We start from the raw sequence: 26,813 nt of genomic DNA, 5'->3' as shown, positions 1-26,813 counted from the left end.
CAAGATGTGACTGCTTACATGAAATATTACAACTTGGAGCGACTTCATTCTGCTAATGGTGATCTGTCACCTGTAGAATTTGAAAATTCTCAACTAAAAGTGTCCAATTTGGGTTGACCAGTACACTGGACGCGGGTTCAAGTCCCGCCGCCCCACCAGTTTATAGAAGGGCTTAGCAGCAATGCTAAGCTCTTTTTGTTTCTGTTGTGCCCACAAAATGTCCACACGAGAACATAAATAAGTGCATAGTAACGTTTTAGTATCGGCATACAGCCCATCATGGCATTCTCTTACCTACTCGCAGCAAGTCTTCCCTTAATCACCGTTTGGAAAATTTACGGTAGTTATTATTTAAAAAAACCTATAACAAAGTGGCAGATTGAACTTTAGTGTACAGCCCCATCATGGCATTCACTCATCGACACGCAGCAAGTCCGCCCTTGACTCTTGATTTAAAAAAGTCGAGCATCCCGTCCATGAGATGGACGGTCTACTCGCAAATTGCCATGATGTGTCTAGTGAAGCTTTGCGCCACCATTCAGGTACTAAAGCCCAAACTGTAAGATTATTTAAGACAAAGGGTTATTGCTCAGATTTACCTTTAAATTTATAGAGTATATTAGGCCCATAAAAAATCCCCGCTGACTTGGCTGTCGCGGGGATTTTTATTTATGGCTAGCGCTCGACATTTCATCTGCACGCGTAAGCTTAAAATTTATATTAGTTCTGCTTCTTCACGAATTGTGATTTAAGCATCATCTGGCCGTTGCCGTCGACTTTACAGTCGATATCATGATCGCCGGCGACAAAACGGTTGATGACGGCTTTAGTGCCGACTTTTAACACCAATGAAGAGCCTTTGACTTTCAAATCTTTGATTAGCGTGACTTTATCGCCTTCGGCTAATAAGTTGCCTACGGCATCTTTTAGTATAATGGCATCAGGATCGACTACCACTTCATTGGGATTCCACTCGTTAGCGCACTCAGGGCAAATAAGTAACGTGCCGTCTGAATAGGCATAAGGTGATTCACATTTAGGACATGGTGGGATGACGTCGCTCATAAGTATTCTCTACTCTCTGTATTCGTAACATTGACCGTATATTCTGCTTAGTTGAAACCAAATTTCAGCATTAAGCTACACAGCTAAAACATGATAACTGCATTATAATACGATTATCACAAACTGACCAGTGTCAGCGCTTCACTTGTGGATTTGCTACGCTGTGGATATCTGCCAAACTGACATTGTGTTTTTCAAGATATTCACGGATCAATTGCCGCGTCACTTGAGATGGTGTTAAGTCCTGTGCAGCGCAGAGCTGCTCAAAGGCTTGCTTTTTAAGTGGGTCCATTAAGACGGTAAAGCGAGCGGTTTTGTTTTCCACGGTGTTCTAGCCTTAAATTAAAACATGATAATTTGATTATAATGAAGAGCTGGCCTGATGGCTACCTTGTAGCAGCTTAATACTAATCACAACCAACTCACTCTCTAAGCAGCTAATTCTCTAAGTAACTAGATATTTCCCCCCTCTAAGCTTCAATGCATTTGGGTGTACAGTAATTTCTGCGGGACTCAAACCTAACCATTCACCATCGGCTTCCATTGGGATGCCCACACTGAGTATGCTGAATCCGTTATGGATCTGCCCAGCTTGAACTATAGGGGCGTCTAAGTGAGCGCCTGAGAATATTCGCAGCAGGTTGATGAGTTTATCTGACCAGCGGCAATCTTGAATATGGCAGTATGCCAGCCGCGGCGCCGCTACATGGGCATGAGGCGCTATCATCATGCCGCCACCAAAATACTGACCATTAGCGATAGCGAGCATAAAGCTTGGCCGCTGACAACTTTCAATCAACGCCGCAAGCTCTGGCTCACGTTCGCAAGCCGATTTATGGTCAAATTCACTGTTAGATTTCGAGTATGATCTCAACCTATTTTTAGCCTCGTTCTTGCTAGCGTTAACAGCGCTAACTTCAAGTTCTTGGCCTTGATAGCCCCACAGGCGCTCTAAAGTTTGCTGTAAATAGCTCAATTTAGGGAAATAACTTTTCCGTCCTAGGCTTGCTTGTAGCAATGCGCCATCAAAGCCAACACCAGCGACATTGATAAAATAACGTTGATTAACTTGCCCCAAACTAATGCTGCTCACCTGTCCATACAACACACATTCAAGTAACTGCTCATCACTGATCTCACCATACCAACTCCGAGCAAAATCATTGCCCGTGCCGCAGGGAATAAAGCTCATGGGAATATCGCTATAAGCCATGCAGTTAGCCACAATATGCAAGGTACCATCGCCGCCGAGCACGATAACATCAGTAAATTTATCGAGATTATCACTAAAAAAAGCCTGATTCTGGATGAGGCATGATGATGTTTGGTAGTGCTGATAGGCCCATTTTCTCTGCTCTAACGCTGTAGTCACCCTGACTTGCCAAGCGGCTTTGCGCTTATTGGTCATGGGATTAACCACCAGCAGCACTTTTTTCAGTATTGTTTTCATTATTATCTTTACCGAATAAGTTATTGAATGAGCTAGCGAATGAGTTATCAAATTGGTTATTAAAAATCATCACTGCAACTAAATAGCGAATATACATGCTAACGGGCGGCGAGGGAAAAGCATTAATCTTTGATATTGCCTACTTATATGTCGCCCACTTAATATGCCACCGACTTATTGCTAGCTGGCAATATTCTATTCAACCTTTAGCATCGTAAGCCTGCCCCTGAATGACAACAGATTGGTAAGCCAATAATTTAGTTCATAATACTGAGTGAAACAGTAAAAGCTAGGTAAAATTTAGGTAAAAAAAACCACAGCATAAGCTGTGGCGGCAGGAACCTAATATCATCGAAATTTGGGGTTGATGAAAACTAAATGTTCATTTTCAGCTGAAAATGCGTTCCTTAAAAAGTGGTAACTATGCTGATGTTCACACTAACTCTGCCAACATGGCATCAGAATAGGCAAGCAATTCTTTGCCTTCGCGCACGCGAGCCACGTAATCTGGATTGGCAATAAAGGGCCTGCCTATGGCTAATAAATCAAACTTGCTAGCCTCAATCGCAGCACTACCAGATTCTGCGGTATAGCTGCCAACGCCTACCAGGGTGCCCTTATAAACACTGCGAACATAACTGGAAACCCTTCCGCCTAAGTAGTCAAACTCCATGGCATCGTCAAAAATTCCAATATGTAAAAAAGCCAGCTTGCGCTTTTGAAGCTGTGGTAATAAATAATCAAATACCTCACGATCACGTTTATCTGCGCCCATATTAAAATATGCACCAGGTGATAACCGCAGTGCCGTTCTGTCGGCGCCAATGCGTGCAGTAATAGCATCAACCACTTCCAGAGCAAAACGTGACATGTTTGCCGGGGTTTGGCCGTATTCATCTTCACGGCGGTTACTGTCATGGTGCAAGAATTGATCAATCAGATAACCGTTCGCGCCGTGTATTTCTACGCCATCAAAGCCTGCATCTATAGCATTTGCAGCCGCTTGAGCATAGTCCGCCACCAGCAGCTTAATGTCGTCCAAGCTCGCAGGAGTGGGAGTTTGGTAAGTGAGTTCACGCATTCTCGGTACGCTGCCTTCAACCGCTTGTGCTGAGGCTGAAAACACCTTGCCATCACCAAAAAAGTGCGGGTGAGCCACGCGGCCCGTGTGCCACAACTGGGCAAATATCTTGCCACCTTTACTGTGCACTGCATCTGTAACAGCCCGCCAACCTTGAATTTGTGCAGGGGTAAATAAACCAGGCGTATTAGGATAGCCTTGGCCGTCGGGCCTAATGATGGTCGCTTCGCTAATGATAAGCCCTGCTTCTGCGCGGCGGGCATAGTATTCGACCATTGCCTGAGTGGGCACTAAGTCATTATCAGCCATACAACGCGTCAGCGGTGCCATTAAAATTCTGTTTGATAAGGTTAAGCTGCTATTAAGTGTATAAGCTTGAAATAAGTTAGCTGGCATGTGATACCCCTTTCTTGAATGAGCATTCAAGATAATCTTATTTGAATCCTCATTCAAGTATTTTTGTATAATTTTTCAAAGCTGGTTAGAATTACCTTACTAAGCCTCAAGAAAGCTCTTTTTATGAGAAATGCCGAGTTCGACCGCAAAGCTGTTCTGTGTGCTGCCATGAGCGTGTTTACCGCCAAAGGCTACGCTAAAACCAGCATGCAAGATCTCACCAAAGCCACGGGATTACATCCGGGGTCAATTTATTGTGCGTTTGAAAATAAGAAAGGCTTACTGCTCGCCGCAATTGGTCAATATCAAGACGAACGAAATCAACAGTTTATTGATATTTTCAACAACAATCATTCAAGCTTAGCTAATTTAAGTGACTACCTTAATGAAATCCTTAATGAATGCTTATCAGACGACATGACAAAAGCCTGTCTGTTGACCAAAACATTAAATGAAGTGGGCACGCAAGATGATGATATTAAAACACTTATCAACAAAAATTTAACTGCATGGCAAGCAGCACTGATCTCAGTGTTTGATAGCGCTAAGCAAAGTAATGAAATTAACAGCCAAGCCACTAGCCAAGAATTAGCACAATATCTGATGATGGGGATTTATGGACTTAGAACCTTTGCTCATACCCAACAGGATCCAGAGCAGCTTGCACGATTGGCGAAGAAGTTACTCGCTGATGTCAGTCGTTAATGGATGATTTGAGCAGTGCTCGCAGATGAATTGATTGAGAAGGCTGCTCAAATAAAACCCTTAGGTCATTAATACAACCCAGCTGTGTTGCTAACTGAATATAAGTAATTAATTTAAAAAATTAATCCAAGCCATTAGCCTAAGATTTTTTGTGCATAAACACGTTCACCTAGTGAATTCAATATAGTGCATTCACCTTCTAGCACAGCAATAATTGACTTACCACGGCGAAACTGCTGCGGGATCATAACCCGCCCTGACTCGCTAACAGCCAAACCCGTCAAAATCTCATTATGCATAATCAGCCCAGCTGGTGCTTCGTAATACAGCACAGTCACTATGGCCGTATTCGAACTCATATTTTGCACTGTAGGCTTCTGTGTCTCTGACATTATGGGTTTAACTCTCTATTAATTATGACTCACCAACCATAAAGGATAATAGCAATTGAGTCTATATAAAGCCTTGCCCACACGGGTTTGAGCAGCTTACGCTTCAAGGCATTATTCAGACTCACCTCGTAATAAAACACAGTTTGATAACATTTAGCAACAGTTTTTTAAATCGAGAATCTTTTAAGCTCAAAGAATAAAGCTAAAACCCACTCAATGCATCAGCGGCATTCCAGTAAGTCATTAGCATTAAAGCCAAGTTGCTGGCTAATAAGAGTAATAATTTGTGATGCTGAACTAAACAGATGCAAATAATCCTGTTAGAATCGGCATCAATTTTTTCAAACACAGATACGAGATCAAGATGGGCAGAGCATATCAAAATAAGAAAGAGTCCATGGCGAAAACCGCTGGACAGAAGACACGTATTTATTCACGTTACGGTAAAGAGATTTATATTTGTGCTAAGCAGGGCGGCGTCGATCCAGATGGTAATTTAGCCCTTCGCAGCTTGATTGCCCGAGCAAAAAAAGATCAAGTGCCCGCTCATGTTATCGAACGTGGTATTGAAAAAGCCCGTGGTGGTGGTGGTGAAGATTATGATACCGCTCGCTATGAAGGTTTTGGTCCAGGTGGTTGCATGGTTATCGTTGACTGCTTAACCGATAACGGCAAGCGTACCTTCACCGAAGTGCGTCAAGCCTTCGTTAAGAATGATGCTAAATTAGGCGGCCCAGGTACTGTTGGACACATGTTTGATCATCAAGCTGTATTCGTATTTGATGGCGATGATGATGAAGCTATTTTAGAGCTATTAATGATGGCTGATGTGGATGTAACAGATGTAGAATTGGAAGATGGCATCATCAGCGTATTCACTCCTGTATCTGAGTTTAGCAATGCTCGAATCGCCTTAACAGAAGCTTTTCCAGAGATAGATTTTAAGGTAGAGAACTTAGCCTTTGTTCCCCAGACCATGACTGAAATCAAAGGTGAAGACGTTGACACCTTTGAGAAATTTTTGGCCGCACTTGATGATTGTGATGACGTGCAAAACGTTTATCATAATGCTGAAATTGTCGAATAGTCATAAAATGAATAATAAAAAACGCAGCAATCGCTGCGTTTTTTTATGGCTTAAATTTATTGAAGCTCATTGTCTCGCTAGCCTAATTTGCAGGCTTAGCGGAGGTCCATATTTTGCACTATCTCATGGGCGATTTCAGGAGTTGTGACATTAGGTTTTTGATGCAAATCGGCTTTGAGTTGACCTTTACGATGTTTTAGTGCGGCATCAAGCTTTTTAGCAGCACTAGAAATGGCGGGATACATGACAGAATCATTGCCTTTCGCCGAAATACGGCCGCCTTCATATTTGGTACTGATTTCTACATCATACTCGCCATGTTCTTTGGCTATGATAATGTCTAATCCGATAAGAGTGGGGAAATGGGTGGCAAGCTTTGCGAACTTCTCATTGACGTGTTGTTTAACGGTATCTGTGACTTCAACATGGTGACCAGAAAGATTTATTTTCATAAATTGTCCTTAAATAGCTGTCTACTCGTATTACACTTTGCACACGTATATGCATTCTAATTTTAGTGTTGCGATTTTTGGTACTTGGTTTTCTGTATTCTTGCTTGGTTCCTATTGCCCTGTAATTCATTGTCACATAAATAGACTTGGGGGCATGTGCTCAAGATCACAAGAGGACATGAGTAAAAAAAATGAAATATTTCATTTATCCTTCAATGGCGCTTTTCCTGTAAACAAGCAAAGTATAGCCAAAAATGCCTTCTACCTGAACTTTTGACCAGTTTAGAATAAATGTCCAGCACAATTTTAAAATTGGCCTCCTATAGCCACTGTTCTCAGCATTAACTACAAAAGTCACTCTAGATAAGAGATACTCAAAGACAAATAGTTCCCTTGTTATACACCATCTTAGGATTTAATTATGGCCGCTGCCGCTAAACTGCAAATTGATATCGTCTCAGACATTATGTGCCCTTGGTGTATTGTAGGCTACAAGCGCTTGACTCAAGCCTTGAGTCAGTACCCGCAACTTGATGTCAGTGTTAATTGGCATCCTTTTGAACTCAACCCTAATTTAGCGCCTGAAGGGCAACACTTAGGTGAACATTTAGCCCAAAAGTACGGCTCCACTCCCGAACAAAGTCAGCAAAACCGTCAGCGTTTAGCTGATTTAGGCAAAGAATTACATTTTGAATTTAACTTTCAAGCTGACTCACGAATTTTCAACACCTTTCTTGCTCACCAATTATTATTTTGGGCGGGTCAATCTGATAAGCAAACCGCGCTAAAATTAGCCTTGTTCGATGTCTATTTTACCCAACAGCAAAATCCTAATGATATTGAAGTCTTGGTCAGTGCCGCTGTTAAAGTGGGCTTAGATGCTGATGGAGCCAGAACGATACTGACAGATGGACGCTTTGCTGCACAGGTAAAAGAAGCCGAGCAGCTATGGATAAGCCGCGGGATACAAGCTGTGCCTGCAATAGTGTTTAATCAACAATATTTACTCTCAGGTGCGCAACCTGTAGAAGTCATCGAAGAGCTTATTACCAAGGTGTTGGGTTAATTGGGCAACGAAAACGTACTCCTTGCTCAGTCACTTCAACTATCTCGCTGCGACGGGTTTCACCCGGCTCTAATGGAAACATGTCTAATGCTTCATGAGTGGTGAAGTTTTGTAGTTGAAAACCCGCTAATTTTTCGGCTTTATTTGTGATAACAAATTGATATTTACCCGCCTTAAGTGAAACTAAGGTATCTCTAGCGCTGAAATGACCACCGTGCTGCTCCAAATGAATTTCAACAACCCCTTCAGCATTGGCTATTGGCAGTGCTGCATTGGCCACATTTATTGTAAGCGCACTTAGGGTAACAACGGTCAGTAAATGGCTTAGTAATTTGTTCATGATTTCATCCTGTTTTGTACATAAAATCAATAACTCATATTCGAGTGTCTCACTTGACTCAGCTGAGTTATTGTCAACAGGGATAGCATAATTAAGGCAAGCTTAAGCCAGTATGTCTTAAAAGCTTAACTTTATGCCTTTAGGTCTAACTTATTGCTCAGCTCATCTTTGGAGTTGAGCTTTGCTAAATCAATTACTATCAAGTTTTCATCTGAGCGCCACTGTCTTTCACCGCTCCTTCTTTCACCGAACCTTAGTTTGCGACAGCTGGAGCACTGACACTTCAGGTAATGGTCATGCGAACTTTCACTTAATAAGTTCAGGTAAAGCTTACCTTCACAGCAATCAGCATAATGGCACCTTGCTCAATGCTGGAGACATGGTGCTGTTCATCCGAGATAGCGCTCATCTACTCAGTTACAGCCCCGAGGCTCAACTTAGTAATGCCGCTGAGAATGAGCCCAGCCAGTTTATCGCCTACCCCATGGAAGTTCCGCTGGAAAACAGCACTGGACTTATCTGCGGGTATTTCGATTTTGGCAGCGATCAGCAACACCCAGTACTGCAGCAATTTCGCGATTGTTTAGTCATCACGAAAGCCCAGCAAATCGGGGCAATAAAAAGCTTAGTACAGAGTATTATTAGCGAGTCTCACCTTGGGGCTCATGCCAACGACGTTATTTTATCGCGACTGTCCGAGGTATTCTTCCTTGCCCTGCTCAGGCAATTAGCCGAGTCACCGACCACGGAAATGGGGCTATTTTATGCATTACAAGACCCAAAGATGGCGATGGTGTTGCAACACATGTATCGTCAAATTGGTGCCCCTTGGACATTAGAAAGTCTTGCTGCCAGCGGCGGTTATTCTCGAGCCAGTTTTGTGAGTTATTTTAATCGCTACCTAAATCAAGCGCCGCTGGCTTTTTTAACCCACTTACGTCTCACTCAAGCAAAAAAACAATTGCAGCGAGGCGATACAGTCATTAAAGTTGCCCTCGATGTTGGTTATCAGAGCGATGTCTCATTTGCCAAAGCCTATAAGCGTTATTTTGGCATTGGCCCTGGCGCCGACAGGCTGTAATGTATCGAGCCTGCACACTCACTCAATTGAGGATATTTTAAGATGGGATTTCAACTCACGGTAAGCTGGGACAACTCAGTGCAAATCGCTGACGATTTTAGCCGCGATCACCAAATCGCCTATGGCAGTGGCCAAGTGGTCAACGCCTCTTCAGCACCTGAATACAAAGGCAGTGAAGATAAAATAAATCCAGAAGAGAGCCTACTCGCCGCCCTTTCTTCTTGCCACATGCTGACATTCCTTGCAATTGCTCATTTAAAGCGCTTGCCAGTGGCTAGCTACATTGATGATGCCAGCGCTGACTTAGGTAAAACCGAATCAGGAAAGCTTGCGGTCACTAAGATGATTTTAAACCCCAAAGTCATATTTGCCGAAGGGGTTGAGGTTGATCATGAAACCTTAACCAAGATGCACGATAAGGCCCACGTTAACTGTTTTATCGCCAACAGCTTACGCTCAGAAGTTGAAATTAATTTTTAAACTTAAGTTATCAAGAAGATAAGACAGCGCTGTTATTCACTCTAGCCTGTCTTCTTCTCCTTATCCCCCTGCCCCCCCACTACACTGCCTGTGTGTGCTCACTGTATTTGCGCCGCTGAGCATTCGTAATTTAAAACTGAGTTTTAGCCCTACAAAACACTGAAAGCCCCCAAGAAATGGGCGGTCATGGTATTATCTAGCTCTTTTTTTAAGGGGCTGCCCTTGAAGAGTTGCGATACTGTAACCCTACATATAATAAGTACGTTAAGGAGTGTTCATGTCTGCCCAAGTTGCAATCGTTATGGGTTCTAAGAGTGATTGGCCGACCATGGAAGCCGCTGCCGACATCTTAGATTTACTGCAAGTCCCCTATCACGTAGAAGTTGTCTCCGCTCATCGTACTCCCGATAAATTAATGGAATTTGCAAGTTTAGCGGTTAATCGCGGTTTTAAACTAATTATTGGCGGCGCTGGCGGCGCGGCGCATTTACCTGGAATGATAGCTTCAAAAACCCGCTTACCAGTACTTGGCGTCCCAGTGCAAAGTAAAACGCTATCAGGCATGGATAGCTTATTGTCCATAGTGCAAATGCCCAAAGGCATTGCTGTTGGTACCTTAGCCATAGGCACAGCAGGTGCATTTAACGCAGGGTTACTGGCGGCGCAAATGTTAGCAAATCATGACTCCGCCCTTGCTAGTCGTATTGAGGCTTTTCGAGAGCAGCAAACTCAAGCTGTATTAGAGCATCCCGATCCGAGAGTCGATTAATGAAACAGCCACACACAATTTGGGTTTTAGGTAATGGACAGCTCGGCGCCATGATGGCTCACGCAGGTGAACGCCTAGCACTGCATGTTAAACCAATTGATATTATGTCGCCTCAGGCAGAGCCCCTTGTGCTCGGCGCTGATGACATTGTCACAGCAGAACGTGAGCAATGGCCAGAATCCAGCCTTAGCTTGCAGCTCAGTCAGCATCCACACTTTATTAACGCGCCAGTGTTTGCCCGTCTTGCAGACAGGTACAGTCAAAAATCCCTATTAGATGAACTTGCCATCGCTACCGCGCCTTGGGAACTGGTGTCACAACAAACGCAAGCGCAAGCATTGCATCAACGCTATGGTGATCGCGTACTACTCAAGCGACGGACTGGCGGCTATGATGGCAAAGGCCAGCATTGGTTAAAACAATCAGAGCACACACAAATTCCTGACGATTGGCGCAATGAAGCCATTGCCGAACAAGCGATTAATTTCGATGAAGAAATATCCCTTGTGGGCGCAAGAACCCAAGATGGGCGATGCGTTTTTTACCCTTTGACGCTTAATCTGCATCAAAATGGCATTTTAATGGCCTCTCTGGCACCATTAGCACGCCTTGAGTCATTGCAAACTAAAGCCGAAACCATGTTGAGCAGTATAATGCATGAGCTTAACTATGTGGGCGTGATGGCCATGGAATGCTTCAGGGTTGACGATACACTACTGGTTAACGAGCTTGCCCCACGGGTACATAATTCAGGTCATTGGACACAAAGCGCTTGTCATATCAGTCAATTCGAAATGCATTTACGGGCCATCGCCGGCCTGCCTCTGCCAGAGCCTAAAGTGAATTTCCAAACCGTGATGATAAACCTTATCGGTGTTGAAAAAGACAATAACTGGCTGAGCCTGAGTAATGGAGAATTATTTTGGTACGACAAAGCGGTACGTCCTGGACGAAAAGTCGGCCACCTTAACTTATCAGCTAAAAATCAAGCCGAGCTCAGTCAGAGCCTGACATTGCTGTCACAATGGCTACCGGAGCAATACCAGGCGCCACTTGAGTGGGTAAAAGCCAACCACAATTGATGGACATGCTCGGGATTATGCCAAGCATAAAATATCTATGTAAACTTGGCATAAACCCGCTAGCCTATTAATTTGACTAGAATATTATCCTGTTTCAGTGCATGCTATAAAAAAAGGTTTTATAATAACTAAGATTTAGCTCATATGGATGATATTTGGTGAAGCAACGGGATAGCCTCAAGCGTAAGAAAATAGACACGTTAGATTTTAGATACCATATTGTATTATTAGTGTTGCCACTGATTTTATTTATTTCGGTATTTATTTTTGCCATGCCAAGTAGTCAGTATGATTTCCTGTCTTTATCCCTTATCTGCATAGTGTATTTGTTTGGCTACAGCCTAAGCTATTATTTACATCAAGGTCGGATCATTCGTCTGTGGCAGCACTTAGAGCAAGTCGTTAACATCAATGACGCTACCTATGAATTAGTTCACCTCTCTAGCCAATACCAAGACGAACATGACTTCTTGGATGCACTACTGCAAAAAGCGGTTGGCGTTATCGATGGCGCCGAAATGGGCAGTATTATTTTGGTAAACCCCAGAACTAACGAGCTTAAGTTTGAATGTACCGTCGGTTTGGATTTATCAGAATTACAAAAACTTAAATTTCATCTGGAGCAATCCTTCGAATATAGATTAACCGACGGCCGCTGCGATCGTGTGGTGGTGGTCGACGACATGCACCAGATCAATGCTGGCAGTAGTTTAAGCGATGAAGAACAAAATATTTTATTAACCGCTGCATCTCAACCTATACGGTCAACCCTGTCTAGTCCTATTCATATCGATGGTAAACTCTATGCCATGCTCAATTTAGACAGTGGCAACCGTGGTGCTTTTAATGACTATGATAGAAACCTAGTAGGCATACTCACTCACGAAGCCAGCAATGCTATTGCCCTATACCAAAAATCACAACAAATACAAAGACTAGCAAACACAGATACATTGACAGGTTTATACAATCGCAAGCGATTTGAAGAGAGATTAAGCCAGTGGCACCATAAACCACAACTGGGCAGCTTTCTGGTGATCATTGATATGGACAATCTCAAAACTATCAATGATATTCATGGCCACCAAGCGGGTGATAATGCCATTGTTGCTCTAGCCAATGCCATGAAAGTGACTTGGCCTCACAAAGCCTTATTAGGCCGTTTTGGCGGCGATGAATTTGTGCTTATCTGCCATGGCCCTGAACATAAGCTCGCAGCAGAACTGCTTGAACTGGCCAAACTACTCAATAACCCTAAGTCAGAACTTCAAGTAAAATTTAGTGCCGGTGTCGCTGACTATCAAGGGGATTGGCATCAAGCCTTTAAGCAAGCAGATTCTGCTATGTACCTTGAAAAGCGCACTAAAAAGAGTCTGAAGCAGGCATAAAAAAGCCCCGTTAATATTTCTATTAACAGGGCTTTTTTATCAGAATATATTCAAACTATGCCCATTCAATGCTTATTACCAGAACCAAGACGAATTCAGTTCATCTTTACATTGCTTGTATTGCTTTGCATAGCGATACGAACGATTGCCGACTTTTTTGGCGACCTTAATAAGCCAGGGCTTGGCATTATAAGAGCGGCGTTTATAGCCCCCCCAGCCTTCGTGATAATTAAGATATTGCTTATTGGCATCCCACTTAGACACGCCATTAATTTTATGGGTTTTATAAATAAACCAGCCCATGAAATCCATCGCATCATCGAAATCACTGCGACTAGACCAAGAATTTCCCGTCTCGCGCACGTAATCATCCCAGGTCATAGTCTTTGCTTGAGCATAGCCGTAGGCATCGCTAGCACGTCCCGTAGGGATAAAGCCTAAAAAGTACTCCATTGGCGGCGCTGCATCGTGTTTAAATGAGCTTTCCTGATACATCATTGCAAATGGCACATGCACTGGAACTCCCCATTTTTCTTGGGTGTTAATGGCGGCATCATGCCAGCTACTGTGCTCTTTAAAGATGGCACAGATGTTATCTGGCTCTTTGGGGGGGGAAGTGGCACATGCTGACAAGCTTAGGCCTAGAGTCACACTCAAAAATAAGCGTTTGTGTTCAACAATCATATCGTTCATAAATCGTAAGGTTAGCATAAGACGAGTTCGGTATTGGCACAGGGACAAATCCATTTAAAAACCTACAGCTTCAAAGTCTTAACTCAGTGTTACATCTAAGTGCTTAAGATGCAAACCCCAAACTTAAGTAAGGCATTATGAGCGGTATTTAACCTTGTTGGCGGCTTTTAGCCATAGTGCAGCTTTTGTGCTCTTGTGCAGCAATAATGGGCTGCCAATAATCTTCATCCAAACCTAGGTAGATTTTATCAGTGTTAAAGCGAGCAGCAAGGTGATAAAGGGTATCTGCCTTAACATCTATCACTAAAATCTTAGTCTTTCTTGCCGCTAAGGAGACTTTAAGGCTGCTTGAATCGATAAGCTCAGCCAGCTTAAATTCATAACGGCCTGGCACTAATTGGTAAGTAGGCCGTGAAATCACCGCTTTATTATCTAAATGAGTAACCACAACCCGATACTTATTCTGTTGAGGTTCGGGGGCTAAATATGCAGCTACTGTGCCGCACGGCAACATATCGTTTGCCGATGAAGCACAACCCTGCAGCAGTATTCCTGATGACACGACAGCAAAAATCGCAGTGAAAAGCGTCCGCATTATATGAGTTACACCTTCACGTCAGAAAAGTAATCATCTAAATAGGCACTAAATGGCTGGTTAGAACTTGCCTCTAGTTCGCTTTGAGCCAAAAGTGATGCTTTAGCATCTGCTTGATAACGTTCAGTCACTTCTGTCGATAGCGGATATTGACTCAAAAAACTGTGATAATCTTCAGCTAAGTTTTTCACCCAGCTGAAATGATCTGTGCCCTTAGTGATAATTTCATCCAATACACGACCAGACAGGGTTTTACTTGGGTCTGCAATGGTCTTTTCCCATGTAAAAAGCGCAGTTTGATAAGCATGTTCATGCTCACCATCCAGTAATTTTGCGAGCTTGCTCATGGAGTCGAAAATCTGTTGCAACCAATCTGCCATAGGGATAGCTTGGCCGTTCTTGGTCAGTTGTAGACTCGGTTTACGCCCCTCTAATACCACAGACTTTAAATTAGCTGCAATTTCAGTTTCATCTTCAAAGAAGCTGTTCTCTGATGGACTCAGCAGGCAATGCAGTAAAAATAAATCCAAGAAACGGACTTGGTTTGCATCTATGCCCACAGGACTAAATGGGTTTACATCCAACGCCCTCACCTCTATGTATTCAACCCCCGCACGGGACAAGGCATCAGAGGGTTTTTCACCACGTTTAGTGACGCGTTTGGCGCGAATGGGTGAATAAAATTCATTCTCGATTTGCAAAATATTGCTATTAAGCTGCTGGAACTCGTCATCAAGGTTAACGCCAATTTTAGCGAACTTCTTTGATGGCATTTTAATCGCCGCACGAATGCCTTCTAAATACTCAGGCAAGGAGTTATAGCTAATATTAAGGGTATCTTGCTCTTTGTTGGTATAGCCTAAATCGCTCATGCGCAATGATGTCGCATAAGGAAGATATAAGGTTCCTTTACCGGTTTTCATAAACTCGAAGTCGAATTCTTGATCCTTGATGAACGAGCTGCAAATAGCAGGGGATGAGCCAAAAAGGTAAGGTAAAATCCATACTAAACGGCGATAATTTCGAATTAAACCGAAATAAGATTCAGAAATAAAGTCGTTCAACCCAAGCTTAGTGCCGCTAAGTTCATAAAGGCGTTGCCACAGCTCATTGGAGACTGAAAAATTAAAGTGCACCCCTGAAATAATCTGCATTAATGCGCCATATCTGTGGGTTAGGCCCTTGCGGTATAAGGTTTTCATCATACCTGTATTGGAGCTGCCATATTGTGCAATTGGGATTTTTTTCTCATCACCAACGTAACAAGGCATACTTACTGGCCATAATTTTTGGCCATTAAGGTTGCGCACAGTAAAAGCATGAGTTTGGGTGAGATCTTCAAGTAGCGCGTCGATACTTTTATGCACTGGGGTGATAAATTCGAGCAGTGCTTCGCTGTAATCTGTGGTGATCCGAGAATGAGTTAATGCCGAGCCTAACGCACTAGGATGAGCATCCAGCGCCAACTGACCATCGGGGCCAATACGCAGCGCTTCACGTTCGATCCCGCGTAACATACCCAATAAGGCATCACGGCCTTGTGCATCACTAAGTTGGTCGACTATTTCATTGAATGACATCAATATTCTCTTCTCTTATTTAAGTCGTCGGTCGCAAATCTGTCTGCAACAGACCCGAGATTATACAAGTTTATTTCCTGTAATCATTCTTAAATTAAGATAAATTCTGCTAACAGGTCATATTCCTAAGCTTGAGGCTCTGTGATGAGCCTCAAACCTATATTAGGGTATTTTGATAATATTCAATAGCCGTAAGCTTAATTCATCAATTGAATTGGATAACCAATATCTTTTAACTGCTCAGTTAACGCAGCTTTATCACCTACGATTAAGATGGTCATGTTATCCAATACGAGCTGAGACTGAGCCAACTTATTTAGCTCATTTAAGCTCACCGACTTAATAATTGCATCTTGCTTAGCAGTAAAATCATCAGCTAAATCATAGCGCTGGATCATACGCACGAAACCTGCTTTTTGATAGGGCGTCTCATAGTCTAATGCTTGGCTTTGGGCGATGGAGTTTTGCATAAAATCACGCTCGGCGGCCGTCATTCCTTGGGCTTGATAAGCCTTAATTTCCTTAATAAATTCAATTAACGCAAGTCCAGTGACATCGGTTCGCACGCTTGCAGATGCTAAGAACTGACCCGTTTTATCATCACCTGAAAACTGACTCCGAGCACCATAGGTGTAACCTTTATCTTCACGCAAGTTTAAATTAATCCGACTGTTAAATGCACCGCCCAAAGGATAGTTCATTAAATAAGCTTTAAAATAATCTCCCGTCGCATCATAGGGAAGTGCCCGCTTACCTATATAAATCACCGACTGGGCAGACCCTGGTTTATCTATTAAGTGTATTTTTCCGCTGGCAAGTACTGGCTGAGCTGCAATTTTAGGCTGTTCTACTGGAGTTGCTTGCCATTTACTAAAACCTTTGAGCATAGGAATAACCTCTGCTTTATTAAGATCGGACACCACAACCATCTTTGCCACAGCAGCTGAATACTGGGTCTGATAAAATTGTTGCACATCAAGCAGAGTTATCGCACTCACGCTTGCTAGCGTGCCAGTATTACTGACACCTAAGCTAGTTTCATCGCCATACAAAAGTTTGGCAAAGCCTTGGTTTGCTAGGTAGTTGGGATCTGAACTCAAATGCTGCAAGTTCTGTAATTGCTGCTCTTTGAGGCGTTCAAAATCATCATTATTTAAAGCTGGAGAAAATAGCTTTTCCTCCACTATCGCCAATGTAGCACTAAGGTTTTCAGTTAAGCTTGATATCTTGATATAGCTTTGGCTATCAGATGAGCCGAAGCTGATATCGCTGCCTAATAACTCTAATGCTTGAGCCAAGGCTTCAGTGCTGCGCAAGGTGCTAGACTCGTTGAGCATTGCTGCTGTTAACCCTGCAAGACCAGCCTTAGCAACAGGGGCTAAACCGTGCCCACCTTCAAGATAGATAAGTAATTCAACGGTTGGCGTTTCAAGACTCTGAGTCCCCATGACTTCTATCCCATTACTTAGGGTTTCACGCCACAAACTAGGCACTGTCATCACTGGTGCAACACCCGCTTTTGGGATCACAGAACGGTCAAAGTTACTCTGAAGCTCCGTGGTGTTCCCCTCAAGCGTTGTCTTTGCGTTAGCTGCTAACTCCACTGCACTTTGGGCAGGTTCAGCCGTTGCTGGAGTAAAGTTATCTTCGCTAGCAATTAAGCTTTTCCCACCTTCAGGTACCACACTCATGACTGCCATGGGCTTGTTTTTAATGTAAGTAGCGAATACTCGCATCACATCGGCCTTAGTTACATTTTGATAACGCGCCAAGTCTTCTGCAAGTAAATCAGGTGTGCCAAAGAAGGTTTGATTACTGGCAAGGGTTGCCACTTTGCCAGAGACGCTTTGCATAGTGAAAATGGTGCTGGCTTTGAATTGCACTTTCACTTTTTGTAAATCTTCATCGGTAACGCCGCGCTGCTCAAATTCTGCAATGGATTGAACAATTAACTGTTCAAGCTCACTGAGCTTGCCACCGCGACTTGGGTTAGCTAGGGCATACAAAGACAACTGACACGCCAACTCCTGACAAGGGTGATTCACACTGGCTTGAACAGCATAACCTTGTTTGACTAAGTTTTTATAAAATAGTGATGTCTTACCTCCCCCTAAAATATTGGCCAACAAGTCCAATGGAGCTTCATCAGGGTGACCGGCATACACCGTCGGAAAGCCTATGTAAATCAATGGCAAATGCACTTTATCTTCCATTGATATGTAACGGGTTTTATCTAGCGTCACTAAGGTTTTAGCTTGAGGCTTCACCTCGGGGCCTTTAGGAATGTCAGCAAAATATTGCCCAACCCAAGCCAGAGCTTGTTGCTCATCAAAGTCACCACCTATGGTTAAAGTGGCGTTATTGGGACCATACCAACGAGTAAAGAACTGTTTCACATCTTGGGTGCTGGCGCGGTTTAAATCATCAGGCCAACCAATCACAGGCCAAGAATATGGGTGACCTTCAGGATAAAGGGCCTGGTTAAAGCGCTCATTCAAGCGGCCATAAGGTTGATTATCAACACGCTGCGCCCGTTCATTTTTAACCGTCTCACGTTGCAGTTCAAATTTTTCATCCGTAATTGCTGGCAACAAAAAGCCCATTCTGTCGGCTTCTAGCCAGAGCATTTTTTCCAGTTGGTTACTGGGAACTGTTTCAAAATAATTAGTTCTATCTGTATTTGTGGTGCCATTTAGACTGCCACCAGCTTCAGTAATAAGTTTAAAATGCTGTTCATCGGCAACATGTTGTGAACCTTGGAACATCATGTGTTCAAATAAGTGAGCAAAACCGCTACGGCCATTGAGCTCTCGAGCTGAACCCACATGATAAGTCACGTCCACGTGCACCAAAGGATCAGACTTGTCTTGATGTAAAATGACCGTAAGGCCATTGTTAAGTTGGTACTTCTTATAGGGGATCCCTACCTCACCAACGGCTGGCATGCTTTGCTCTAACAGGGTAATGCTAGCAGCACTTTTTTGCGACGCTTCTGAACTCTGTCCCGTTTTATCTTGTGTCTGACTACAAGCGGCCAAAATAGCACTGATGGTACAGGCTAATATCCATCTATTATTCATTTTTTCTCCAAGAGTATCTGTACACAATTCATTCAGATTGTGACACGCAAAAAATAACTGAAAACAACTAACGAATTAACTAGACCAACATTTCTGAGCCACCAAAAAACAGCCCTATAAACACGCCATAGCGTAGGGTTTTCCCTATTAACATCATCAAACTTGAGGGCAATAGAGGTAATTTAAGCCAACCTGCCAATAAGCACAGTATGTCACCTATTACAGGTAACCAAGACAGCAATAAAGCCCAATAGCCGTAACGCTCAAGCCAATTCAAGCTGGTACTCGTCGACTTAGAGGCTAATTTTTCTGGCGTTATCACCTTACGTCCGACTCGACCAAGCGCATAGCTGGTCATTGCACCTAAGGTATTACCGAGGCTAGCGGCAATAAGCAACCCAACCCAAGCCTGAGGTTTTGCGGTTAAAAAACCAAACAAGAGTAGTTCTGAGCCGCCGGGAAGTACAGTCGCAGCCATAAAGGCACCCGAAAACATAAGGCTTAATGGCTCCACTTACAACTTGCCTCTTACGCCATGCCCTAACCAGCTAGTTAATTTATGATTATTCAGAATGTTATGCTCATATATTATGGTGATAAGTTATACCAAAAAGACATTGTTACTTCATGTCGCACTCAATACAATGCCGTTCACGCTTTTTATGCATTTAGCCACATTATTTGGAATTACCATGATAGTTAACGCCCTCGCACGTATCCCATTCTGGCAGAAAGTCCTCGCAGGCTTTATGTTTGGCGCCCTAGCTGGGGTATTCTTAGGCGAAACAGCCGCGATATTCAAGCCTCTTGGGGATCTGTTTATTGCCGCGATCAAGATGTTAGTTGCTCCATTAGTACTATGCGCTATTGTGGTCAGCATTACTTCATTGGGTTCCCAGACTAACCTTAAGCGCTTAAGCTTTAAAACCTTAGGCATGTTTATGCTCACAGGCACAGCGGCATCATTTATTGGTTTGGCCGTAGGCAGCTCAATCGACATGGGCGGCAGCTTGGAGCTTGCAAGCTCTGAAATACGTGAGCGTAATATTCCAGGATTTGGCCAAGTGCTACTGGATATGATCCCTGTCAATCCTTTTGCTTCACTCGCTGAAGGCAAGGTATTACAAATCATAGTGTTTGCCGCTTTGGTCGGTATGGCTATTAATACCGTAGGCGAAAAAGCACAGCCGCTAAAAAAAATGTTTGAAGCGGGCGCAGAAGTCATGTTCCAGCTGACTCGCATGGTATTAAAACTGACACCTATTGGCGTATTTGGCTTAATGGCATGGGTCGTGGGCGAATATGGCTTAAGCACCTTATTGCCCTTAGGGAAATTTATCATCGCCATCTATATTGCGGCGCTTATCCACATCATTTTTGTTTATGGTGGTTTAGTTAAATTTGCCGCAAGCCTAAGCCCAGTGCAGTTTTTCCGCAAAGCGCTACCGGCGCAGATTGTGGCCTTTAGCACCGCATCAAGTTTTGGTACCCTGCCAGCAAGCACCCGTTGTACTGAGTCTATGGGCGTGTCTGAGCGTTACAGCGCCTTTGTGTTACCCCTTGGCGCGACCATGAATATGGACGGCTGTGGCGGGATCTACCCTGCCATTGCCGCCATTTTTATTGCGCAAATCTATGGTATTCCATTAGATATGATGGATTACCTGCTCATTGCAGTCACTGCAACTGTCGCCTCTGTAGGTACAGCAGGCGTGCCTGGTAGCGCCATGGTGATGCTAACGGTAACTTTAGGTGTGGTGGGGCTGCCACTTGAAGGTATCGCCTTTATCGCCGCTATAGACAGGGTAATCGATATGATCCGCACCGCCACCAATGTCACCGGTGATATGATGACAGCCGTTGTTGTCGGCAAGAGCGAAGGTCAATTAGATGAAACGCAGTTTTATGCTAATGAATCAGCCGAAAACGGCACTCAAATAAGTAAATAACCGCTCACCCAAGGTCATTAATTGACTGTCATTAACATTAAAGGAGAAGCGCAAATGCTTCTCCTTTATTGATCTTCTTGCAGCACTTCTCTTTTATGTTAATTCGCCCTGTCTGGCACTATCCACATAAAATCTGTCAATAAGATGGATTTAAAACAAGTATCCTCAGGCGCTAACGCCGTTAATAGTCCTTGGCATAGGGGGTTTTGATAACTCGCACCATTAGGTAAGGTTTTTGATGCTGCCGGCCAGCCGGCCCTGACATGGCAATTCCTGCAATTTGTCGCGATTGGATGAGTGACCCCCTCAATGTAAGGATTCACCGCTATGGGTAAGTTACCGTCTTTATCGGCTTGGGTTTGAAACGCCTCTGTTAACAAGTAATGCTTCCATGGGCCCTTGGCATGATTTAGAGACGGTCTGTGCGTTGAATACTCTCCTTCATCAGGTGTGTCTGACCACCACACAGATTCTAATGTCCAGTCAGGCAGCTGCTTAGTATTGATGTGCATCGCCACTGTCACTAAGAAATCCCCCACTTCAAAAGGACGACCATTAGCCCAGAGGCTAGCACTGTGGATGATGGCTTGATCATTTTTATCAAATGTATCCCAATCAGCCTGAGTCACTTTATGGTGATAAAAATCATTGATGGAGTAAGCTTTAACATTTTTATGTGCTGTAGGTAGAGGAGTGCCATCATACTGATGCAAATTATATAAGTAGCTCACTTCCACATTGGTACCGGCTTTAGCGCCACTGGGATCAATAGCAATCGCGCGATCCCAGGTCTCATAGCCCACATAGCCAGAGAAATCGGTTTTATATTGTTTATCCCACCATACAGGTAATCCCGTTACGCCGTCCTGCTTTACAGGCCAGTACATGTGCTTAGTGACAATGCTCCAAGGATTAACACTCAGGCCGTTAATGCCATCTTTATGTAACTTATCTAACGTACTGATTTGAGTTAGGCCACCATCGACTAAACTTTTTACTCCTTGTTCAGAAATAGATTCAGTCGCGATCATGATGTCGCCATTGGAGAGGAAATACTTGCCGTCTTTAATTGAAAAAGTCTGAGACTGAATATCATAACTGACCGAATCTGGATATTGCTGCAAGATCCAGTCAGGAACGCGGTACAGAGGAGACGGGGTATTCACCTTAGGCGAATGTAATTTATTTTGTGCTCTCATTGTGTGATGGATTTTTTGCATGCTTAAATTGCTTACCTCCCCTTTAAGAGGTTTTTCAGCAAACACCTTAGAGGAGTTTTGCCAACTCATCCATAACGGCCAATCTGAATCTGGCGCTGGCTGCATAATGCCGGCCCACAGCTTCCAAGCATGTTCACGTACGACTTTGCTGTCACGTGTTTTTATGGCCTTCTCAAGCTCGAGCAATGCCTTCTTGTCCATATAGTCATAACCCATAGGGAAAGGCACATAACTCAGCTCTGAGAGCGGTTGGACGGGCTCTGCTGCGTGAGTAGCAACAGTCACAGAGTAAAGTATGACGAATAGTGGCAGTAATGAATATTTAGCAGCGGTGCGCATAATGGGATACGTCCATGTGATTTACGATAAGTACACTATAGACGCTGCTCGCTAGAACAATAGGTTACATGCTGCAGAAAGTTTGAATTTAGAAGCTAGAATTTAAAACTTAAAATCGGAACAAAAAAAAGCCTCGCTACTGCGAGGCTTTTTAATGTGGTGCGCGTGGGAGGAGTCGAACCTCCGACCGCCTGGTTCGTAGCCAGGTACTCTATCCAGCTGAGCTACACGCGCAAATTTATTTCTTACTTACTTACTTCAATTACTTTGCCATTCTTACTATAGTCATAGGCCTCTAACTTGCCAATGCTAACAGTAAAGAATGGCGGAGAAGGAGGGATTCGAACCCTCGATGGGATTTAAAGCCCATACTCCCTTAGCAGGGGAGCGCCTTCGGCCACTCGGCCACCTCTCCGCAAAACATGGTGCGCGTGGGAGGAGTCGAACCTCCGACCGCCTGGTTCGTAGCCAGGTACTCTATCCAGCTGAGCTACACGCGCGAAATCTGTATTATAGTGATATTCTGCTAATCACGTTGTTGTCAACAAATACAACAAAGTGTGAATGGTGCGCGTGGGAGGAGTCGAACCTCCGACCGCCTGGTTCGTAGCCAGGTACTCTATCCAGCTGAGCTACACGCGCATTCAAATATCACATTAATAAACTATGGTGCGGATGGGAGGAGTCGAACCTCCGACCGCCTGGTTCGTAGCCAGGTACTCTATCCAGCTGAGCTACATCCGCATCGTTCGTCTATTTTAAGAAATGGCGGAGAAGGAGGGATTCGAACCCTCGAAGGAATTTAAAGCCCATACTCCCTTAGCAGGGGAGCGCCTTCGGCCACTCGGCCACCTCTCCGTTTTCTTGGCGCACATATTACTGTTTGACGAAAATAAGTCAAACCCTTTTTAGGAAACCTACACTGTTTGAAGTGTTTTTAAGCATATTGTTGTTTTTATGGCTCATACGGAAGATGTTATCGCACTAATTGGTGAAAAATTTCATTCAAGTTTACACATCACGGCCCTGTATTTAGCGTCATCATAAACATTGGATTTATAAGCTTGAATTTTTATTTCCTGCTCCAAATGACGATCTGCAGCATAATCCACACCACCCCGATTAATCACTTACTCAACCTATGGGTATAGAGATAATTTAAGGCGCAGAAGGGGTCCTATACAGAGATGTCTAACACAAAAAATAACGAAAAAAAAAGCCAGCTTAAGCTGACTTTAATGTTAAAGCGTGTTCAATCCGATCCGGATCAGAAATTACCGCTTTCTGAAGATGGATCCGCTTTCTCGTTTTGGATACGTTGGTAAATCTCTTCACGATGAACCGAGACTTCTTTAGGTGCATTAACACCGATCCGGACTTGGTTACCCTTTACACCCAAAACAGTCACAGTAACTTCATCACCTATCATTAAAGTTTCGCCCACACGACGAGTCAAAATCAGCATTCGATTGCTCCTTTAGTTCAATCTGCATACACACGCTTTATCCGTAATATGCGGTTATTATAAGGTTAGCTTAATATAAAGTAATAGCGTTGTGTGCTAAACACACGACTTTATTAAGCTTAACGAATAGAAAAAATTATTTTTGTGAGCCTAATGCTCCGAAAACACCCTTTAAAAGTGATTAAAACAAAGCTAGCCTTGGTTTTATACCACTAAATCACAATAAATCTACACAAGCCCTAATCTTATATAGTTGTTATATAGGATTGTTGCTACCAGCCATAGCGAAATTATTACACTTTCTATGAGCATTTCATTTACCTATGGCTGTTTTATCAACTTTTATGCAAGGCGTTCAGCTATCCAAGCACTTGCAGATGCTAACGCTGCATCTAAGTTTTCAACCTGAGTACCACCCGCTTGCGCCATGTCAGGACGACCACCGCCCTTACCGCCCACTTGCAGAGCGGCCATAGCAACTAACTCACCCGCTTTAACTTTAGCGGTCAAATCGTTACTCACGCCGGCAATCAGGTTAACTTTACCGTCCTTAGCTGTGCCTAACAGGATAATTGCCGACTTAAGCTTTTGCTTAAGTTCATCCTGTAGACCACGAAGTGAACCTGGGTCCACACCTTCGAGTTTTTTCACTAGTACTTTCACGCCATTGATGTCTTGCGCATCACCGGCCATGTCAGCACTCGCAGCCGCTGCTAATTTGTCTTTAAGTTGCGACAGCTCTTTTTCAAGTTGTTTAGTTTTATCTAACTGTGCCTTTAGCTTAGCTATCACAGAAGCGCTATCTGATTTGAGTAACCCTGCAGCTTCATCAAGCATGGCTTGTTGCTCGGCCACATAAGCCATGGCCGCTGCACCTGTGACAGCTTCAATACGGCGAACACCGGCAGCGATACCCGCTTCAGAGGTGATTTTAAATAATCCAATATCACCGGTGCGGCCCACATGGGTGCCACCACAAAGCTCAATAGAGAAATCGCCCATGGTCACCACACGTACGTTAGCATCATACTTTTCACCGAAGAGCGCCATCGCGCCTTTTTCTTTAGCTTCTTCTATGGCCATTTCTGCGGTATTTAGTTCAAGGTTACGGCGAATTTGGCTATTCACTAACTCTTCGACTTGCTTAAGCTCTGATGCTTTTACGCCTTCAAAGTGCGAGAAGTCAAAACGCAGGCGTTCTGGATTTACCAGTGAGCCTTTCTGAGTCACGTGAGTGCCAATCACTTGGCGAAGCGCTGCATGCAACAAGTGAGTCACCGAGTGATTAAGCTCAGTGCGCTGACGTAAGTCTTTATTAACCTCTGCAGCAAGCTTAGTGCCCACTTTGATACTGCCTTCAAGCACTTTACCTTGATGACCCGTAGCCTGACCAAACTTTTGCGTATCAGTCACGCTAAAATTGATGCCTTGTGCGCTAAGTACGCCTTTATCACCCACTTGGCCACCAGACTCGGCGTAGAATGGAGTGTTGTTGAGTACCACAACCGCATCTTGTCCTTGAGTCAATTCATTCACGGCTTGGCCATCTAAGTACAAGGCAACCACGTTTGCTTCACCGCTTAGGCCTTTATAACCACAAAATTGTGTTTCTTCATCGATAATGAGCTGTTTGTTGTAATCGGCGCCAAAGTTACCGGCGGCTTGTGCGCGGCTACGCTGCTCAGCCATGGCCGCTTCAAAGCCGGCTTCATCCACTGTGATATCGCGCTCGCGGCACACGTCAGCGGTTAAATCCACTGGAAAGCCATAGGTGTCATACAGCTTAAATGCCGTGTCACCATCGAGCACCTTGCCAGATAACTCATTTAAAGCGTTATCAAGTAGTCCAAGACCACGCTCTAAGGTGCGGGCAAACTGCTCTTCTTCGGCTTTAAGGGCTTTTTCCACAATCACTTGGGTGTCAATTAAGCCTTTAGCTGCATCACCCATAACGCTGATTAAGGTTGGCACCAATTTAAAGAAGAAAGTATCGGTGGCGCCTAACTTGTTACCGTGACGCACTGCGCGGCGAATAATACGGCGCAGTACATAACCACGGCCTTCATTTGATGGCATCACGCCATCAGCAATTAAGAAGGCACAAGAACGGATATGATCTGCAATCACGCGAAGTGATTTATTTTCTAAATCAGTTACGCCGATGATTTCAGCAGCTTTAGCAATTAACTGCTTAAAAATATCGATTTCATAGTTTGAATGTACGCCCTGCATGATAGCGGCAATACGTTCAATGCCCATACCAGTATCAACTGATGGTTTAGGCAGCGGCAGCATAGCGCCGTCGGCTTGACGGTTGTACTGCATGAATACTATGTTCCAAATTTCAATAAAACGATCGCCATCTTCTTCAGGTGTGCCAGGACGGCCACCCCAGATATGATCGCCATGATCGTAGAATATCTCACTGCAAGGACCACAAGGACCAGTGTCACCCATCTGCCAGAAGTTATCTGAGGCGTAAGGCGCGCCCTTGTTATCACCGATGCGAATAATGTTTTCAGCGGCAACTCCGATTTTTTTGTTCCAAAGTTCGAAGGCTTCATCGTCAGTTTCATAGATGGTGACGCACAGACGCTCTGTTGGCAGCTTTAAGGTTTCGGTTAAGAAGGTCCACGCGAAACGTATGGCTTCTTCTTTAAAATAATCACCGAAACTAAAGTTACCTAGCATCTCGAAAAAGGTGTGGTGACGGGCGGTATAACCTACGTTATCCAAATCGTTATGCTTACCGCCGGCGCGCACGCAGCGCTGAGAAGACACCGCGCGGCTGTAGCTGCGCTTATCCATACCCAGGAAGACGTCTTTAAATTGATTCATGCCCGCATTGGTAAAAAGCAAGGTTGGATCGTTGTGAGGGACTAATGAACTACTGTCGACAACTTGGTGGCCTTGAGTTTCAAAATAGGCCAAAAAAGCACTTCTTAACTTCGCGGTGGTCTCAAACATGACATCGCCCTAAATTGTAAAAATATTGAATTCTTATATGTTATTTTCATAACAAGCTCTATTGCCAGCATTATATACTCAAACCTTCATT

The 26,813-nt window shown here is 43.9% G+C and carries 25 protein-coding genes and 6 tRNA genes; 10 read left to right on the top strand and 21 right to left on the bottom strand.

What is annotated here, in order from left to right:
• Window positions 1–117 (top strand): IS3 family transposase (locus tag H5073_RS07525; RefSeq protein ID WP_182678504.1); only part of this gene is annotated, 117 nt, incomplete at its 5' end.
• A gap of 603 nt (window positions 118–720) precedes the next feature.
• Here the strand turns inward: H5073_RS07525 and H5073_RS07520 are convergent.
• The 4 genes from H5073_RS07520 to H5073_RS07505 form a co-directional block, all read right to left on the bottom strand.
• Window positions 721–1,065 (bottom strand): zinc ribbon domain-containing protein YjdM, encoded by a 345-nt coding sequence (locus tag H5073_RS07520; RefSeq protein WP_011495678.1) that lies wholly within the window; start codon window positions 1,063–1,065, stop codon window positions 721–723.
• Window positions 1,066–1,198: 133 nt separating this feature from the next.
• Window positions 1,199–1,390 (bottom strand): CopG family transcriptional regulator, encoded by a 192-nt coding sequence (locus tag H5073_RS07515; RefSeq protein ID WP_182678502.1) that lies wholly within the window; start codon window positions 1,388–1,390, stop codon window positions 1,199–1,201.
• Between the two features lie 120 nt (window positions 1,391–1,510).
• Window positions 1,511–2,515 (bottom strand): diacylglycerol kinase family protein, encoded by a 1,005-nt coding sequence (locus H5073_RS07510; RefSeq protein ID WP_182678500.1) that lies wholly within the window; start codon window positions 2,513–2,515, stop codon window positions 1,511–1,513.
• A 433-nt stretch (window positions 2,516–2,948) separates the two neighbouring features.
• Complete coding sequence (locus H5073_RS07505; RefSeq protein WP_182678498.1) at window positions 2,949–3,992, bottom strand: alkene reductase; 1,044 nt, start codon at window positions 3,990–3,992, stop codon at window positions 2,949–2,951.
• Between the two features lie 123 nt (window positions 3,993–4,115).
• Here H5073_RS07505 and H5073_RS07500 point away from each other — a divergent pair, with 123 nt between their 5' ends.
• Window positions 4,116–4,697, top strand: coding sequence for a TetR/AcrR family transcriptional regulator (locus tag H5073_RS07500; RefSeq protein ID WP_182678496.1), 582 nt, complete (start codon window positions 4,116–4,118; stop codon window positions 4,695–4,697).
• A gap of 134 nt (window positions 4,698–4,831) precedes the next feature.
• Here H5073_RS07500 and H5073_RS07495 read toward each other — a convergent pair whose 3' ends face one another.
• A complete protein-coding gene (locus H5073_RS07495) occupies window positions 4,832–5,089 on the bottom strand; it encodes a TIGR02922 family protein (RefSeq protein ID WP_259394847.1) in 258 nt (85 codons plus the stop codon).
• A 364-nt stretch (window positions 5,090–5,453) separates the two neighbouring features.
• Here H5073_RS07495 and H5073_RS07490 point away from each other — a divergent pair, with 364 nt between their 5' ends.
• Entirely contained in the window at window positions 5,454–6,176 is a 723-nt protein-coding gene (locus tag H5073_RS07490; RefSeq protein ID WP_182678494.1) for a YebC/PmpR family DNA-binding transcriptional regulator, read from the top strand.
• Between the two features lie 95 nt (window positions 6,177–6,271).
• On the opposite strand, the gene hpf is transcribed toward H5073_RS07490, so the two are convergent.
• Window positions 6,272–6,628, bottom strand: coding sequence for a ribosome hibernation-promoting factor, HPF/YfiA family (gene hpf, locus H5073_RS07485; protein WP_182678492.1), 357 nt, complete (start codon window positions 6,626–6,628; stop codon window positions 6,272–6,274).
• A gap of 421 nt (window positions 6,629–7,049) precedes the next feature.
• Here hpf and H5073_RS07480 point away from each other — a divergent pair, with 421 nt between their 5' ends.
• Entirely contained in the window at window positions 7,050–7,694 is a 645-nt protein-coding gene (locus H5073_RS07480; RefSeq protein ID WP_182678490.1) for a DsbA family oxidoreductase, read from the top strand.
• On the opposite strand, the gene H5073_RS07475 is transcribed toward H5073_RS07480, so the two are convergent.
• Window positions 7,675–8,034 (bottom strand): hypothetical protein, encoded by a 360-nt coding sequence (locus tag H5073_RS07475; protein WP_182678488.1) that lies wholly within the window; start codon window positions 8,032–8,034, stop codon window positions 7,675–7,677. The two genes, H5073_RS07480 and H5073_RS07475, sit on opposite strands and share 20 nt — an antisense overlap.
• Window positions 8,035–8,215: 181 nt before the next feature.
• On the opposite strand from H5073_RS07475, the gene H5073_RS07470 reads away from it, so the two are divergent.
• The 5 genes from H5073_RS07470 to H5073_RS07450 all read left to right on the top strand — a co-directional run bounded on the left by H5073_RS07470 (window position 8,216) and on the right by H5073_RS07450 (window position 12,834).
• A complete protein-coding gene (locus tag H5073_RS07470) occupies window positions 8,216–9,115 on the top strand; it encodes an AraC family transcriptional regulator (protein WP_182678486.1) in 900 nt (299 codons plus the stop codon).
• A 42-nt stretch (window positions 9,116–9,157) separates the two neighbouring features.
• Window positions 9,158–9,595 carry an OsmC family protein gene (locus tag H5073_RS07465; protein ID WP_182678484.1) on the top strand — a complete coding sequence of 146 codons (438 nt, stop codon included), beginning with the start codon at window positions 9,158–9,160 and terminating at the stop codon, window positions 9,593–9,595.
• A gap of 277 nt (window positions 9,596–9,872) precedes the next feature.
• Window positions 9,873–10,364 carry a 5-(carboxyamino)imidazole ribonucleotide mutase gene (purE, locus tag H5073_RS07460; protein ID WP_182678482.1) on the top strand — a complete coding sequence of 164 codons (492 nt, stop codon included), beginning with the start codon at window positions 9,873–9,875 and terminating at the stop codon, window positions 10,362–10,364.
• The gene (purK, locus tag H5073_RS07455) at window positions 10,364–11,446 is read left to right on the top strand and encodes a 5-(carboxyamino)imidazole ribonucleotide synthase (protein WP_182678480.1); all 1,083 of its coding nucleotides are present in this window, start codon (window positions 10,364–10,366) and stop codon (window positions 11,444–11,446) included. Before purE ends, purK begins: the two co-directional genes overlap by 1 nt.
• A gap of 158 nt (window positions 11,447–11,604) precedes the next feature.
• A complete protein-coding gene (locus H5073_RS07450) occupies window positions 11,605–12,834 on the top strand; it encodes a sensor domain-containing diguanylate cyclase (protein WP_182678478.1) in 1,230 nt (409 codons plus the stop codon).
• A 75-nt stretch (window positions 12,835–12,909) separates the two neighbouring features.
• Here the strand turns inward: H5073_RS07450 and H5073_RS07445 are convergent, their stop codons facing one another.
• The 5 genes from H5073_RS07445 to H5073_RS07425 form a co-directional block, all read right to left on the bottom strand.
• Window positions 12,910–13,527, bottom strand: coding sequence for a hypothetical protein (locus tag H5073_RS07445; RefSeq protein WP_404948384.1), 618 nt, complete (start codon window positions 13,525–13,527; stop codon window positions 12,910–12,912).
• A 148-nt stretch (window positions 13,528–13,675) separates the two neighbouring features.
• Window positions 13,676–14,122, bottom strand: coding sequence for a hypothetical protein (locus H5073_RS07440; protein ID WP_182678476.1), 447 nt, complete (start codon window positions 14,120–14,122; stop codon window positions 13,676–13,678).
• An 8-nt stretch (window positions 14,123–14,130) separates the two neighbouring features.
• Window positions 14,131–15,702, bottom strand: a complete 1,572-nt coding sequence (gshA, locus tag H5073_RS07435; protein ID WP_182678474.1) for a glutamate--cysteine ligase — start codon at window positions 15,700–15,702, stop codon at window positions 14,131–14,133.
• Between the two features lie 197 nt (window positions 15,703–15,899).
• On the bottom strand, window positions 15,900–18,782 hold the full coding sequence (locus H5073_RS07430; RefSeq protein ID WP_182678472.1) for a pitrilysin family protein: 2,883 nt from the start codon (window positions 18,780–18,782) through the stop codon (window positions 15,900–15,902).
• Between the two features lie 79 nt (window positions 18,783–18,861).
• Window positions 18,862–19,296 (bottom strand): YqaA family protein, encoded by a 435-nt coding sequence (locus H5073_RS07425; RefSeq protein WP_182678470.1) that lies wholly within the window; start codon window positions 19,294–19,296, stop codon window positions 18,862–18,864.
• 178 nt (window positions 19,297–19,474) lie between these two features.
• Here H5073_RS07425 and H5073_RS07420 point away from each other — a divergent pair, with 178 nt between their 5' ends.
• Entirely contained in the window at window positions 19,475–20,731 is a 1,257-nt protein-coding gene (locus H5073_RS07420) for a dicarboxylate/amino acid:cation symporter (protein ID WP_182678468.1), read from the top strand.
• 98 nt (window positions 20,732–20,829) lie between these two features.
• Here the strand turns inward: H5073_RS07420 and H5073_RS07415 are convergent, their stop codons facing one another.
• From H5073_RS07415 to alaS, 9 genes are all read right to left on the bottom strand, one after another.
• Window positions 20,830–22,290 (bottom strand): hypothetical protein, encoded by a 1,461-nt coding sequence (locus H5073_RS07415; protein WP_182678466.1) that lies wholly within the window; start codon window positions 22,288–22,290, stop codon window positions 20,830–20,832.
• Between the two features lie 157 nt (window positions 22,291–22,447).
• Window positions 22,448–22,524 (bottom strand) — tRNA-Arg (locus tag H5073_RS07410).
• Between the two features lie 89 nt (window positions 22,525–22,613).
• Window positions 22,614–22,705, bottom strand: a tRNA-Ser gene (locus H5073_RS07405).
• 8 nt (window positions 22,706–22,713) lie between these two features.
• A tRNA-Arg gene (locus H5073_RS07400) sits at window positions 22,714–22,790 on the bottom strand.
• Between the two features lie 65 nt (window positions 22,791–22,855).
• Window positions 22,856–22,932: transfer RNA gene (locus H5073_RS07395), tRNA-Arg, on the bottom strand.
• A gap of 25 nt (window positions 22,933–22,957) precedes the next feature.
• Window positions 22,958–23,034 (bottom strand) — tRNA-Arg (locus tag H5073_RS07390).
• A gap of 22 nt (window positions 23,035–23,056) precedes the next feature.
• Window positions 23,057–23,148, bottom strand: a tRNA-Ser gene (locus H5073_RS07385).
• 409 nt (window positions 23,149–23,557) lie between these two features.
• The gene (gene csrA, locus H5073_RS07380; protein ID WP_182678464.1) at window positions 23,558–23,755 is read right to left on the bottom strand and encodes a carbon storage regulator CsrA; all 198 of its coding nucleotides are present in this window, start codon (window positions 23,753–23,755) and stop codon (window positions 23,558–23,560) included.
• Window positions 23,756–24,097: 342 nt separating this feature from the next.
• The gene (gene alaS, locus H5073_RS07375; protein ID WP_182678462.1) at window positions 24,098–26,722 is read right to left on the bottom strand and encodes an alanine--tRNA ligase; all 2,625 of its coding nucleotides are present in this window, start codon (window positions 26,720–26,722) and stop codon (window positions 24,098–24,100) included.
• Between the last annotated feature and the right edge of the window lie 91 nt (window positions 26,723–26,813).

Origin of the sequence: Shewanella sp. SR44-3, from assembly GCF_014163735.1 — a bacterium.
GTDB lineage: Bacteria > Pseudomonadota > Gammaproteobacteria > Enterobacterales > Shewanellaceae > Shewanella.
This window is presented reverse-complemented; position numbering and strand designations above follow the sequence as displayed.

Excerpts from the sequence above, each read along its gene's own strand:
- H5073_RS07520 (WP_011495678.1), bottom strand. The coding sequence starts at position 1,065 with ATGAGCGACGTCATCCCACCATGTCCTAAATGTGAATCACCTTATGCC.
- H5073_RS07510 (WP_182678500.1), bottom strand. The coding sequence starts at position 2,515 with ATGAAAACAATACTGAAAAAAGTGCTGCTGGTGGTTAATCCCATGACC.
- H5073_RS07505 (WP_182678498.1), bottom strand. The coding sequence starts at position 3,992 with ATGCCAGCTAACTTATTTCAAGCTTATACACTTAATAGCAGCTTAACC.
- H5073_RS07500 (WP_182678496.1), top strand. The coding sequence starts at position 4,116 with ATGAGAAATGCCGAGTTCGACCGCAAAGCTGTTCTGTGTGCTGCCATG.
- H5073_RS07495 (WP_259394847.1), bottom strand. The coding sequence starts at position 5,089 with ATGTCAGAGACACAGAAGCCTACAGTGCAAAATATGAGTTCGAATACG.
- H5073_RS07490 (WP_182678494.1), top strand. The coding sequence starts at position 5,454 with ATGGGCAGAGCATATCAAAATAAGAAAGAGTCCATGGCGAAAACCGCT.
- hpf (WP_182678492.1), bottom strand. The coding sequence starts at position 6,628 with ATGAAAATAAATCTTTCTGGTCACCATGTTGAAGTCACAGATACCGTT.
- H5073_RS07480 (WP_182678490.1), top strand. The coding sequence starts at position 7,050 with ATGGCCGCTGCCGCTAAACTGCAAATTGATATCGTCTCAGACATTATG.
- H5073_RS07475 (WP_182678488.1), bottom strand. The coding sequence starts at position 8,034 with ATGAACAAATTACTAAGCCATTTACTGACCGTTGTTACCCTAAGTGCG.
- H5073_RS07465 (WP_182678484.1), top strand. The coding sequence starts at position 9,158 with ATGGGATTTCAACTCACGGTAAGCTGGGACAACTCAGTGCAAATCGCT.
- purE (WP_182678482.1), top strand. The coding sequence starts at position 9,873 with ATGTCTGCCCAAGTTGCAATCGTTATGGGTTCTAAGAGTGATTGGCCG.
- purK (WP_182678480.1), top strand. The coding sequence starts at position 10,364 with ATGAAACAGCCACACACAATTTGGGTTTTAGGTAATGGACAGCTCGGC.
- H5073_RS07445 (WP_404948384.1), bottom strand. The coding sequence starts at position 13,527 with ATGAACGATATGATTGTTGAACACAAACGCTTATTTTTGAGTGTGACT.
- H5073_RS07440 (WP_182678476.1), bottom strand. The coding sequence starts at position 14,122 with ATGCGGACGCTTTTCACTGCGATTTTTGCTGTCGTGTCATCAGGAATA.
- gshA (WP_182678474.1), bottom strand. The coding sequence starts at position 15,702 with ATGTCATTCAATGAAATAGTCGACCAACTTAGTGATGCACAAGGCCGT.
- H5073_RS07430 (WP_182678472.1), bottom strand. The coding sequence starts at position 18,782 with ATGAATAATAGATGGATATTAGCCTGTACCATCAGTGCTATTTTGGCC.
- H5073_RS07420 (WP_182678468.1), top strand. The coding sequence starts at position 19,475 with ATGATAGTTAACGCCCTCGCACGTATCCCATTCTGGCAGAAAGTCCTC.
- H5073_RS07415 (WP_182678466.1), bottom strand. The coding sequence starts at position 22,290 with ATGCGCACCGCTGCTAAATATTCATTACTGCCACTATTCGTCATACTT.
- csrA (WP_182678464.1), bottom strand. The coding sequence starts at position 23,755 with ATGCTGATTTTGACTCGTCGTGTGGGCGAAACTTTAATGATAGGTGAT.
- alaS (WP_182678462.1), bottom strand. The coding sequence starts at position 26,722 with ATGTTTGAGACCACCGCGAAGTTAAGAAGTGCTTTTTTGGCCTATTTT.